At 67.7% G+C, this 11,082-nt stretch carries 11 protein-coding genes; 3 read left to right on the top strand and 8 right to left on the bottom strand.

Annotation, left to right across the window (positions count from 1 at the left end):
* Nucleotides 1-15: 15 nt before the first annotated feature.
* Together EV667_RS14305 and adh are read right to left on the bottom strand one after the other, a co-directional pair.
* On the bottom strand, nucleotides 16-471 hold the full coding sequence (locus EV667_RS14305; protein WP_245516151.1) for a DUF779 domain-containing protein: 456 nt from the start codon (nucleotides 469-471) through the stop codon (nucleotides 16-18).
* 223 nt (nucleotides 472-694) lie between these two features.
* On the bottom strand, nucleotides 695-2,212 hold the full coding sequence (adh, locus tag EV667_RS14300) for an aldehyde dehydrogenase (RefSeq protein ID WP_131835977.1): 1,518 nt from the start codon (nucleotides 2,210-2,212) through the stop codon (nucleotides 695-697).
* A gap of 238 nt (nucleotides 2,213-2,450) precedes the next feature.
* Between adh and EV667_RS14295 the strand changes: the two genes are divergently transcribed.
* On the top strand, nucleotides 2,451-4,292 hold the full coding sequence (locus EV667_RS14295) for a sigma-54-dependent Fis family transcriptional regulator (protein WP_131835976.1): 1,842 nt from the start codon (nucleotides 2,451-2,453) through the stop codon (nucleotides 4,290-4,292).
* A 72-nt stretch (nucleotides 4,293-4,364) separates the two neighbouring features.
* Nucleotides 4,365-4,622: a hypothetical protein gene (locus EV667_RS14290; RefSeq protein ID WP_131835975.1), complete on the top strand. Its 258-nt coding sequence runs from the start codon at nucleotides 4,365-4,367 to the stop codon at nucleotides 4,620-4,622.
* Between the two features lie 67 nt (nucleotides 4,623-4,689).
* Here the strand turns inward: EV667_RS14290 and mnhG are convergent, their stop codons facing one another.
* Genes mnhG through EV667_RS14260 form a run of 6 tightly spaced genes read right to left on the bottom strand, consistent with a single transcriptional unit; the run spans nucleotide 4,690 to nucleotide 10,735 of the window.
* Nucleotides 4,690-5,049: a monovalent cation/H(+) antiporter subunit G gene (gene mnhG / locus EV667_RS14285; protein ID WP_131835974.1), complete on the bottom strand. Its 360-nt coding sequence runs from the start codon at nucleotides 5,047-5,049 to the stop codon at nucleotides 4,690-4,692.
* Nucleotides 5,046-5,327, bottom strand: coding sequence for a K+/H+ antiporter subunit F (locus tag EV667_RS14280; RefSeq protein WP_131835973.1), 282 nt, complete (start codon nucleotides 5,325-5,327; stop codon nucleotides 5,046-5,048). Before EV667_RS14280 ends, mnhG begins: the two co-directional genes overlap by 4 nt.
* Entirely contained in the window at nucleotides 5,324-5,821 is a 498-nt protein-coding gene (locus tag EV667_RS14275) for a Na+/H+ antiporter subunit E (RefSeq protein WP_131835972.1), read from the bottom strand. The genes EV667_RS14280 and EV667_RS14275 overlap by 4 nt, the downstream gene beginning before the upstream one ends.
* Entirely contained in the window at nucleotides 5,818-7,479 is a 1,662-nt protein-coding gene (locus tag EV667_RS14270; RefSeq protein ID WP_131835971.1) for a monovalent cation/H+ antiporter subunit D, read from the bottom strand. The genes EV667_RS14275 and EV667_RS14270 overlap by 4 nt, the downstream gene beginning before the upstream one ends.
* Nucleotides 7,476-7,826, bottom strand: a complete 351-nt coding sequence (locus EV667_RS14265; RefSeq protein WP_131835970.1) for a Na+/H+ antiporter subunit C — start codon at nucleotides 7,824-7,826, stop codon at nucleotides 7,476-7,478. The genes EV667_RS14270 and EV667_RS14265 overlap by 4 nt, the downstream gene beginning before the upstream one ends.
* Nucleotides 7,826-10,735 (bottom strand): monovalent cation/H+ antiporter subunit A, encoded by a 2,910-nt coding sequence (locus EV667_RS14260; protein WP_131835969.1) that lies wholly within the window; start codon nucleotides 10,733-10,735, stop codon nucleotides 7,826-7,828. Before EV667_RS14260 ends, EV667_RS14265 begins: the two co-directional genes overlap by 1 nt.
* A gap of 96 nt (nucleotides 10,736-10,831) precedes the next feature.
* Here EV667_RS14260 and EV667_RS14255 point away from each other — a divergent pair, with 96 nt between their 5' ends.
* On the top strand, nucleotides 10,832-11,059 hold the full coding sequence (locus EV667_RS14255; protein ID WP_131835968.1) for a helix-turn-helix domain-containing protein: 228 nt from the start codon (nucleotides 10,832-10,834) through the stop codon (nucleotides 11,057-11,059).
* The last annotated feature ends 23 nt before the right edge of the window (nucleotides 11,060-11,082 follow it).

Raw genomic sequence — 11,082 nt, 5'->3', positions numbered from 1 at the left:
ACGCTGCGCGAAGACTTAGCCGTCCGCGCCATGGCTGAGCGGGGCGAGGCGCTCCAGTTCCGCGTCGGTGAACAGCCGCGAGCGGGTGAGGAAGCGCTGGTCGCGCCCGTTCTCCAGGCTGAACATGCCGCCGCGCCCGGGGACCACGTCGATGATGAGCTGGGTGTGCTGCCAATATTCAAACTGCGACTGGCTCATATAGAAAGGCGCGCCACCGATGGCGCCCATCCGCACGTCGCGGTCGCCGACGATGTAGTCGCCGACGGCGAAGCACATGGGCGAGGACCCGTCGCAGCAGCCGCCGGACTGGTGGAACAGCAGCTTGCCATGCTCGGCGGCAAGTGTCGCGATGAGCACCAGCGCCGCCTCGGTGGCAAGCACGCGGGGGATGGTGTCGGTCGCCGGCTCGGCGGGGGTTGCCGGCTCGGCAAGGGTTGCCGGCTCGGCAAGTGTGGCTGTCGGCGTGTCCATGGAAACTCCCTTCCTTTCCCTCATCCCCGGGCTTTTACCTTCAAGAGGTGAGCAGACCGGGTGGCCGGGTCAAGCCCGGCCATGAGGGACGGTGGCGCGGGCTCTCCCGCTTCCTCATCCCCGGGCTCGACCCGGGGACCCAGCCTTCCGCCTGCGACAGGTGAAAAGCCCGGGTGGCCGGGTCACGCCCGGCCATGAGGGAAGGCGGAAGGCTCTTTTACCCTCAGAAGAAGCCGAGCTTCTTCGGGCTGTAGCTGACCAGCATGTTCTTGGTCTGCTGGTAGTGGTCGAGCATCATCTTGTGGTTTTCGCGCCCGATGCCGGACTGCTTGTAGCCGCCGAACGCCGCGTGGGCGGGGTAGGCGTGATAGCAATTGGTCCACACCCGTCCGGCCTGGATGGCGCGGCCGAAGCGGTAGGCGCGGTTGCCGTCGCGGGTCCACACGCCGGCGCCGAGGCCGTACAGCGTGTCATTGGCGATGGAGAGCGCGTCCGCGTCGTCCTTGAAGGTGGTCACGGACACGACCGGCCCGAAGATCTCCTCCTGGAAGACGCGCATCTTGTTGGTGCCCTTGAACACGGTCGGCTTGACGTAGTAGCCGCCGGCAAGATCGCCGCCGAGATTGTTGCGCTCGCCACCGATGAGAACCTCGGCGCCTTCCTGCTTGCCGATGTCGATATAGGACAGGATCTTCTCCAGCTGCTCGGAGGAGGCCTGCGCGCCGATCATGGTCGCGGGGTCGAGCGGCGAGCCCTGCACGATGGCTTCGACGCGCTTCAGCGCCTTCTCCATGAAGCGGTCATAGATGCTTTCCTGGATCAGCGCGCGGCTCGGGCAGGTGCAGACCTCGCCCTGGTTGAGCGCGAACATGACAAAGCCCTCGACCGCCTTGTCGAAGAAATCGTCATCCTCGGCCACCACGTCGGCGAAGAAGATGTTCGGCGACTTGCCGCCCAGTTCCAGCGTGACGGGGATGAGGTTCTGGCTGGCGTACTGCATGATCAGCCGGCCGGTCGTCGTCTCGCCGGTGAAGGCGATCTTGGCGATGCGGTTGGAGCTGGCGAGCGGCTTGCCGGCTTCAAGGCCGAAGCCGTTGACGATGTTCAGCACGCCCGGGGGCAGCAGATCGGCGATCAGCTCGGCCAGCACGAGGATGGAGGCCGGGGTCTGCTCCGCCGGCTTCAGCACCACGCAATTGCCCGCCGCGAGCGCCGGGGCGAGCTTCCACACCGCCATCAGGATGGGGAAGTTCCACGGGATGATCTGCCCGACGACGCCGAGCGGCTCGTGGAAATGATAGGCGATGGTGTCGTGGTCGATCTCGCTGATGCCGCCTTCCTGGGCGCGCACGGCGCCGGCGAAATAGCGGAAATGGTCGATGGCCAGCGGCATGTCGGCCGCGGTCGTCTCGCGGATCGGCTTGCCGTTGTCCCACGTCTCGGCCAGCGCGAGGAGGTCGAGATTTTCCTCCATGCGATCGGCGATCTTGTTGAGGATGAGCGCACGCTCGGCGGCCGAGGTCTTGCCCCAGGCGTCCTTGGCGGCATGGGCAGCGTCGAGCGCCTTCTCAATGTCCGCCGCGTCGGAGCGGGCGATCTCGCAGATCTTGCCGCCGGTGACGGGCGAGGTGTTGTCGAAATAGCGGCCGGCGACCGGCTCGACGAACTGGCCGCCGATGAAATTGCCGTAGCGGGCCTTGAACGGCGACTGCTTGGTGATGGCGAGTTCTGGCTTGTTCATTGGGTCCTCCCAGACTGGGACACTCAATATTGCAGCGCCCGTGCCAGCCTCTTTTCGCAATGCACAAAATCGTCATTGCAACACGGCAAAGGATTGAAATCGCTCGGATTGCCGATGTACTCGCGCAGGGGTGAGGATGATACCGATGGACGCCGGGTGAAAACTTGGTAGAAACTGTCGGAAAGAACAACAAGACCTGCGACATGTGTGGCATTTTGCAACACTCCGGGAGGATCGCATGCGCCAAGAGGCCTCGCCGCGCGCCGTGCTGGCCGCGCGCAAGCAGTTCTTCCAGCTCGGTCTGCAGGACCGGCCGCTGGCGGCGCTGGTGCCCGAGCCGATCCTGCGCTCGTGGAAGCGCTGCGCCGAGCGCGGGCTCGACAGCGCCGCCCTGCCGCGCCTCGAACCGCTCACCGCCCATGAGCTCAGCGCCATCACCGAGCGGCACGAGAGGCTGCGCCGGCTGTGCCGGCCGGAGATCGAAAGCCTCTATGCCGACGCCATGCAGACGGGCTGCGTGGTCATCCTCACCGATGCCGAGGGGTTGATCCTCGATGCGCTCGGCAATGCCGATTTCGCCGCGCGGGCCGCGCAGGTGGCGCTGCGCCCCGGCGTGCTGTGGGGCGAAAGCACCACCGGCACCAATGCGGTGGGCACGGCGCTGGTCGAGGGCCGGCCGATCGCCGTGCATGGCGGCGAGCATTATTACGACCCGCACGCCATTCTGAGTTGTTCGGCGGCGCCGATCCTCGACCCTTACGGCCACACCGTCGGCGCGCTCGACATGTCCGGCCCGGCGGCGGTGGACCACCGCCACGCGCTTGGGCTTGTCCGGCTGGCGGTCGAGCAGATCGAGCATCGCTTCTTCGACGAGGACTTTTCCGGCCGCCGGGTGCTGCGGCTGCAGGCCGACCGGGCGCTGCTCGGCACCTCGCGCGAGGGCGTGCTTGTTTTCGAGGACGAGCGGCTGGTGGCGGCAAACCGGGCCGGGCTCGGGCTGGTCGGTGCCGACTGGTCGGCGCTCGGCGAAAAGCGCGCCGGCGATCTGCTGGAGCGGCTGCCCGGCACGGATGGCGAGACGCAGGCGCTGCGCGGGCGCGGCGGCGGGCCGCTTTATGGCCGTTTCGAGGGCTCGGGCGCGCGACTCCCTTCCGGGCCGAAGCTGCGCCCGGCACGGCGCGAGGAAGGCCCGCTGCTCGGCCCGGAGGAACGGGCGGCACTGGCGCGCGCTGTGCGGATGGTGGCGGCCGACGTGCCGGTGCTGATCCGGGGGGAAACCGGCACCGGCAAGGAACTGGCGGCGCGCGAAATCCACCGGCTCAGCGCGCGCGGCGGCGGCGCCTTCGTGGCGGTGAACTGCGCCGCCATCCCCGAGACGCTGATTGAATCCGAACTGTTCGGCTATGAGGACGGGGCCTTTACCGGCGCCCGCCGGCAGGGGCGGCGCGGGCTGCTGCGCGAGGCCGATGGCGGGGTGCTGTTTCTCGATGAGATCGGCGACATGCCGCTGGCGCTGCAGTCGCGCCTGCTGCGGGTTCTGCAGGAGCGGGAGGTCGCCCCGCTTGGCGGCGGGCGGCCGGTGAAAGTCGATTTCGCCCTGCTCTGCGCCACCCATCGCGACCTGAGGCTGCTGGTGGAGGCCGGCAGCTTCCGGCAGGATTTGTATTTCCGCATCGCCCACTACACGGTGGAATTGCCGCCGCTGCGCCGCCTCGCGGACCGGGCGGAGATCGTGCGCGCGCTGTGGGCGCGGCTGGTCGAGGACAAGCGGCTGACGCTCTCGGACGCCTGCGAGGCGCGGCTCGCCGCCTATGACTGGCCGGGCAATTTTCGCCAATTGGCCGGCACGCTGCGCGCGCTTGCGGCGCTGGCCGACCCGTTCCGCCCGGTGGGCGAGGACATGCTGCCGCCCGAAGTTCTGGCGGTGCCGACGGGGACCGCCCCGGTGGGTACGCTCGACGCGCTCACGGTCGAGGCTATGCGACAGGCGGTGGAGAGCTGCGGCGGCAATGTCTCGCAGGCCGCCCGCCGGCTCGGCATCAACCGCTCGACGCTCTATCGGCGCCTTTTCCACGCCTGAGCACCGCCGCGTCAAGGGAACCCGCGACGGTTCGGCCCGTTACCTCCTGACATGCTCATGGAGGCCGCCCCGATGGTTCTTGATCCCCGCAAGCTCGACCAGAACACCGTCGTCGTCGATCCCGCCAATGTCGATGCGGTGCTCGAAGACCGGACCACGGCGGTGTCGGACCCGTTGGCCCCGCCGCTCGGCGAGGTGGACAATGACAACCACCCCACCGATGGCGAGCCGGCCGAGCGCGACGGGGGACGCTTTGCGCCCGACGCGGTGAAGACCGTCGACGGCTCGCTGGATGGGACGCCGAAGAAGCCCGGCGACCAGCGCCGCTGAACGCGGCCGGGCCGGCCTTTAGAGCACGCGCCGATCAGCCTGCATCGCAAGCTGATCGGATTGCACTCTAGAGTTCGGTCGGCGCCGGGTCCTTCTTGGGCGCGGCGTCGTTGCCTTCCACCCGGTCGCGATAGAGCGAAGCGCTGGCCAGAAGCATCAGCGTGACCGGCGTGGTGATGGTGACGAACAGGCCGATCAGCACCTCGTGCACCAGCGGCCGGCCCTGCAGCACCGAAAAACAGATCATCGATCCGATGAGGATGAAGCCGGTGCCCAGCGTGGCGCCGAGCGAAGGGGCGTGCAGCCGGGCGTAGAAATCCGGCAGCCGCCACAGTCCGATGGAGCCGAGCAGCGTCACCAGCGCGCCAGCGATGAGGAAGAACGAAACGAGGATCGCCGCCCAGAGCGGCAGGTCGGGGGCGTTCATTCGATCACCTCGCCGCGCATCAGAAACTTCGCCAGGGCCACCGTGCCGACGAAGCCCAGCAGGCCGATGACCAGCGCCGCCTCGAAATAGAGCGTCGTGCCGCTGCGGATGCCGAGGGTGACGAGCAGCAGCATGGCGTTCACATAGAAGGTGTCGAGGCCGATGATGCGGTCCTGCGCCCGGGGCCCGCGCATGAAGCGCAGCACCGCGCAGGCCATGGCGAGGGTGAGCAGCACCTGCGCCACGGTGATCGACCAGCCGAGGATGGCGACGCTCATTCGAAGATCTCCATCAACAGGCTCTCATAGCGCTCCTTGATGGTCCGCACCCAGTGCCTGTCGTCCACGAGGTCGAGCACATGCAGCATCAGCACGCGCTGCGAGGGGTCGTAGCGCACCCATTGCGTGCCGGGCGTGCAGGTGAGGATGATGGCCAGAACGGCGAGCCCATAGGGGCTGGTGAGGTCGAGCCGCAGGCTCATGAAGCCGGCATGGGTGCGCCGGTCCTCACTGCCGAGGATGATGCTGCCGACTGCGAGGTTGGAGCGGAACACGTCGATGAAGACCCGCCCGGCCAGCCGCGCAACGGCCCCCGGACGGCGCAGCCGGCCCGCCGGCGGGTCCAGCGCCACCATCGTCCAGCAGCCGCCGAAAGCCACCAGTGCGCCAAGCAGGAACTGGCCGGTCGAAAGGCTCTGCGTCATCAGCAGCCACATGCCAAGCAGCGCCACGAACAGCAGCGGATAAGGCAGAACGCGCTTCAGCCGGGTCATGGCGTGCCTCCCGAAGGGCCATGGCCGCTGGCGCGGGGATCGCTCGTGACATGGCCGGTGGGCCGGTCGCCGAGCACGTCGCGGGCATATTCGCTTGGCCAGTAAAGGATCTGCGCGGTGGCCTCCATGTAGCGCATGACAGGGCCGCCGGCGAAGGTCATCGCCGCGCACAGGAACAGCAGCGCCCCCACCGGGATCGCCTCGATGGCGCGCACGCGCGGAATCTCCGTCTCCGCCGGCACCCAGAGCGTGCGAATGCCGTTGCGGGTCATGGCGATGAGCGTGGCGAGGCCCGACAGCATGAGCAGCGCCACGAAGGCCCAATGGGCGAAGGGGATCTCTCCGGCCTCGTTCAGCAACGCCGACAGCATGGCGAATTTGGCGATGAAGCCCGAGAGCGGCGGCAGGCCGGCGAGCAGCGCTGTCGCGGCGAGGAAGGCGCCGCCCAGCACGGCGATGGTGGCGGGGATGGCAACGCCCACCTCCTCGTCCTCGTCCTCGATATCCTCCTCCGGGTCGCCGAAAATCTCCAGCGTGACGGCGAGCACATCGGCGCCCGCCGCCTGGCCGCGCTCGATCAGTTCGACCAGCAGGAAATAGGCCGAGATCGCCAGGGTGGAGGTGACGAGATAATAGAGCGCCCCCGATATCACCGCGCTGTTGCCGGTGCCGATGGCCGCGAGGAGCGTGCCGGAGGAGATGAGCACGGCATAGCCGCCCAGCCGCTGCATCGACTGCGAGGCCAGCACGCCGAGGCCGCCGAACAGGATGGTGGCCATGCCGCCATAATACAGCCAGAGCGCGCCGAACTCTTCCGACGCACCCGCCTCGTCGCCGAAGCACAGCAGGAACAGGCGCAGGATCACATAGATGCCGACCTTGGTCATGATGGCGAACATGGCGGCAACGGGGGCGCAGGCGGCAGCATAGGTGGTTGGCAGCCAGAAACTGAGCGGCCACATGCCGGCCTTCACCAGGAAGGCGATGCCGAGCACCGCCGCGCCCGCCTCCATCAGCGTGCGCGAATCCGGCGACAGGGTCGGCACGATCCGGCTGAGATCGGCCATGTTGAGCGTGCCGGTGACGCCGTAGATCACCGCCACGCCGACCAGGAACAGCGACGAGGCGACAAGGTTGATCGGGATGTAGTGCAGCCCGGCCCGCACCCGCGCCGTGCCCGAGCCGTGCAGCACCAGGCCATAGGAAGCCGCGAGCAGGATTTCGAAGAACACGAACAGGTTGAACAGGTCGCCGGTGAGGAAGGCGCCGTTGAGCCCCATCAGCAGCAGCAGGAACAGCGTGTAGAAGCGCGGCCCCGCATTGTGCCAGCGCGCCATGGCGAAGAGCAGCGTGGCGCAGCCCAGCACGGCGGTAAGCAGCAGCATCAGCGCGGCGAGACGGTCCACCACCAGCACGATGCCGAAGGGCGGCGGCCAGTTACCCAGGGGGTAGACGATCATGGTCGACCAGCGGTCGCCATTGGGCAGCCCGACCAGCACCACGAGCGTGACCGCGATCACCAGCAGGGTGAACACGGTCGCAAGGCTGAGCGTCATCTTGAGCGCCCGGCGGCGCTCGTCGAACAGCAGCATGAAGGCGCCCACCGCCAGCGGCAGCAGGATGGGCAGGATGGCGAGGTGGTTGAGGACCGGGATCATCGCTCCGGCTCCCGCCCGTCAACATGGTCGGTGCCGGTGCGCCCGCGCGCGGCCAGCAGCACGACCAGGAACAGCGCCGTCATGGCGAAGCCGATGACGATGGCGGTGAGCACCAGCGCCTGCGGGATCGGGTCGGCGATCGCCGCCGGATCGCCGATGCCGCCGGGCGGCAGGATGGGCGGCGCGTCGACGCGCAGCCCGCCGCCGGCCATGGCGAAGATGAACAGGTTGACCGCATAGGACAGCAGCGCGAGGCCGATGATGACCTGATAGGTGCGCGGGCGCAGCAGCAGCCAGACGCCCGAGGTGGTGAAGATGCCGATGCCGATGGCGAGGACGATTTCCATCAGTCGCCTCCCTCGGCGGCCTGCGAGGCGCGCGAACTGCGCAGCGACTGGTGGGCAAGGGCGATGAGGATCAGCACCGTGGCGCCGACCACCAGCGCGAACACACCGAGATCGAACAGCAGCGCCGAGGCCGCCGGCATCTTGCCGATGAAGGGCACCTCCACATACTGGAAATGCGAGGTGAGGAAGGGGTAGCCGAACCACCAGGAGCCGACGCCGGTGGCGCAGGAGGTGAGCAGGCCCAGCCCCATCCAGCGCAGCGGCAGCACCCGGAGATGGTCCTCCACCCAGCGCGCCCCGCTCGCCATGTACTGCACCACGAAGGCGATGGAGAGCGTGATGCCGGCGGCAAAGCCGCCGCCCGGCAGGTCGTGCCCGCGCATGAACAGATAGACCGCCATCACCGCGATGACCGGGAACAGCCAGTGCATGATGAGGCGGGGAATCAGCATGTAGTCGGCCACCGTGTCGCCGGGCGAGCGATCGGGCGAGGCTTCGTCATAGGCGTTCTGGATGCGCTGCTGCTCCGGCGTGCGGATGCTCTCCGGCGCCGGGCGGAACCGGCGCAGCAGTGCGAACACGGTGAGCGCGGCGAGGCACAGAACGACGATCTCGCCCATCGTGTCGAAACCGCGGAAATCGACCAGGATGACGTTGATGATGTTGGTGCCGCCGCCTTCCGAATAGGCGCGCTCGACGAAGAAGCGCGAGACGCTGGAGTTCAGCGGGCGGGTCATCAGGCAATAAGCCAGGAACGCCATTACCCCGCCGAGGCCGCAGGCGATGGTGATGTCGACATAGCGGCGCAGCAGCACCTTCAGCGGCGGGCGCGTGGGATAGACATCCTCGATGCGCTTGGGCAGCCAGCGCAGGCCGAGCAGCAGCAGCACCGTGGTCACGATTTCCACCAGCAACTGGGTGACGGCGAGGTCCGGGGCCGAAAGCCAGACGAAGGTGATGCAGGTCACGAGCCCTGCTCCGCCCACCAGCACCAGCGCGGCGAAGCGGTGGTACTTGGCCTGATAGGCGGCGCCGAGTGCGCAGGCCCCGCCGATCAGCCACAGCAACGCGAAGGCGGGCGGCAGCGCCGTGCCGGGCTTGTCCCCTGTGCCGACGGCACCGTTGGCAATGAAAGGCGCCAGCGCGGCGACCACGGCGAGCGTGATGACGATCCGCATCTGCGGCTGCAGATGCCGCGTGCCCAGCGCGAATTCGGCGGCTCGCGCCCATTGCCACGACAGGGTCGCCAGCACCTTCTCGAAGATGCGCTGGCCCTTGAAATCGCGCAGGATCGGCGGGCCCTCGATGCCGCTCTGGAGATAACGGCGCAGGGCGAGATACAGCACCACGCCACCGGCCATGGCGATGAGGCTCATCATCAGCGGCAGGTTGAAGCCGTGCCACACCGACAGGCTGTAATAGGGTGGGGTGGCGTCCAGCAGGCCGTTCACGGCGGTGGCGAGAACCGGGCCCACCGTCAGCCCGGGCACGATGCCGATCAGCAGGCAGATCAGCACCAGAAGCTCGATCGGAAAGCGCATCCAGTGCGCCGGCTCGTGCGGGCGGTGCGCCAGCCCGATGGGCGGGGGACCGAAGAACACGCCGAGGATGAAGCGCAGCGAATAGGTGACGCTGAACACGCCGGCGAGCGTCGCCCAATAGGGCAGGCTGTCGTCGAGCAGCGAGCCGGTATGGTCGGCCACCGCCTCGGCGAAGAACATCTCCTTGGAGATGAAGCCGTTGACCAGCGGGACGCCGGCCATGGCGGCGGCGGCGACCATGGCCAACGTGGCGGTGAACGGCATGTAGCGGTAGAGCCCGCTCAGCTTGCGCAGGTCGCGGGTGCCGGTCTCGTGGTCGATGATGCCGGCCGCCATGAACAGCGACGCCTTGAAGATGGCGTGGTTCAGCGTGTGGAAAATCGCCGCCACCGCCGCCAGCGGGCTGCCGAGCCCGAGCAGAAGAGTGATCAGCCCGAGATGGCTGATGGTGGAATAGGCGAGCAGCCCCTTCAGGTCCTGCTGGAAGATGGCGACGAAGGCGCCGAGGATCAGCGTCACCAGCCCGGCCGGGACCACCATGTAGAACCAGGCATCAGTGCCCGACATCACCGGCCAGAGCCGCATGAGAAGAAAGATGCCCGCCTTCACCATGGTGGCGGAGTGCAGATAGGCCGAGACCGGGGTCGGCGCCGCCATGGCGTGCGGCAGCCAGAAATGGAACGGGAACTGCGCGCTCTTGGTGAAGGCGCCGAGCAGGATCAGCACCAGCGCCGGCACGTAGAGCTCGCTCTGGACAATGAGGTCTCGCGACTCAAGCACCTGGTCGATGTCGTAGCTGCCGACGATGCGACCGATCAGCAGTACACCGACCAGCAGGCACAGCCCGCCCGTGCCGGTGACGGTGAGTGCCATGCGGGCGCCGTCGCGGGCGCTGGCGCTGTGGTGCCAGTAGCCGATGAGCAGGAACGAGAACAGGCTGGTCAGTTCCCAGAAGAACACCAGCTGGATCAAATTGCCCGACAGCACGATGCCGATCATCGAGCCCATGAAGGCAAGCAGGAACGAAAAGAAGCGCGGCACCGGATCTTCGCGCGACATGTAGTAGCGGGCATAGAGCACGACGAGCGCGCCAATGCCGAAGATCATCATCGCGAACAGCCAGGCGAGGCCGTCGAGCCGCAGGGTGAAGTCGAGCCCCAGCATGGGCAGCCAGGACAGCCAGAACTGCACCGGCGTGCCTTCCGCCACCGTGGGGTAAAGCCAGATGGTGATGGCCATCCCCGCCACCGCCACGCTTCCCGCCAGAACCGCCGCCGAATTGCGCGCATGGGTCGGCAGGAACCCCGCAGCGAGGCTGCCGAGAAACGGCAGAAGCAGCGCGGCGAGGAGAAGCGTGTCATGCGGCATAGGTAACGGGAGCCTCCGTGCGGGCGATGTCCTCAGCGTCTTGCGCGATGTCGCCCATTATGGTTGATTTGGGCGTCTTTACGCAAGGCAGAAACGATGGAACTGGCGCCCGAACAATGCCGCGCGGCACGTGGGCTTCTCGACTGGACGCAAGAGCATCTGGCCGAGCGCGCCGGGGTTTCCCGCAGCACCGTGCGCGATTTCGAGCGGCACCGCCATGTACTGCATCGAGGGACGGAATCGCTGCTCGTTCGCACCCTGCAGGACGCCGGCGTGATGCTGCTGCCCGCCGGCGAGCACGGGCCGGGGGTTCGGATACGCTGAGGGGCGCCGACGTCGCTCCGTTG

The organism is Ancylobacter aquaticus, from assembly GCF_004339465.1.
GTDB lineage: Bacteria > Pseudomonadota > Alphaproteobacteria > Rhizobiales > Xanthobacteraceae > Ancylobacter > Ancylobacter aquaticus.
This window is presented reverse-complemented; position numbering and strand designations above follow the sequence as displayed.

Coding starts and splice junctions, on each gene's coding strand:
- EV667_RS14255 (WP_131835968.1), top strand. CDS start 10,832: ATGGAACTGGCGCCCGAACAATGCCGCGCGGCACGTGGGCTTCTCGAC.
- EV667_RS14265 (WP_131835970.1), bottom strand. CDS start 7,826: ATGGAAATCGTCCTCGCCATCGGCATCGGCATCTTCACCACCTCGGGC.
- EV667_RS14290 (WP_131835975.1), top strand. CDS start 4,365: ATGGTTCTTGATCCCCGCAAGCTCGACCAGAACACCGTCGTCGTCGAT.
- EV667_RS14260 (WP_131835969.1), bottom strand. CDS start 10,735: ATGCCGCATGACACGCTTCTCCTCGCCGCGCTGCTTCTGCCGTTTCTC.
- adh (WP_131835977.1), bottom strand. CDS start 2,212: ATGAACAAGCCAGAACTCGCCATCACCAAGCAGTCGCCGTTCAAGGCC.
- EV667_RS14270 (WP_131835971.1), bottom strand. CDS start 7,479: ATGATCCCGGTCCTCAACCACCTCGCCATCCTGCCCATCCTGCTGCCG.
- EV667_RS14305 (WP_245516151.1), bottom strand. CDS start 471: ATGGACACGCCGACAGCCACACTTGCCGAGCCGGCAACCCTTGCCGAG.
- EV667_RS14275 (WP_131835972.1), bottom strand. CDS start 5,821: ATGACCCGGCTGAAGCGCGTTCTGCCTTATCCGCTGCTGTTCGTGGCG.
- EV667_RS14295 (WP_131835976.1), top strand. CDS start 2,451: ATGCGCCAAGAGGCCTCGCCGCGCGCCGTGCTGGCCGCGCGCAAGCAG.
- mnhG (WP_131835974.1), bottom strand. CDS start 5,049: ATGAACGCCCCCGACCTGCCGCTCTGGGCGGCGATCCTCGTTTCGTTC.
- EV667_RS14280 (WP_131835973.1), bottom strand. CDS start 5,327: ATGAGCGTCGCCATCCTCGGCTGGTCGATCACCGTGGCGCAGGTGCTG.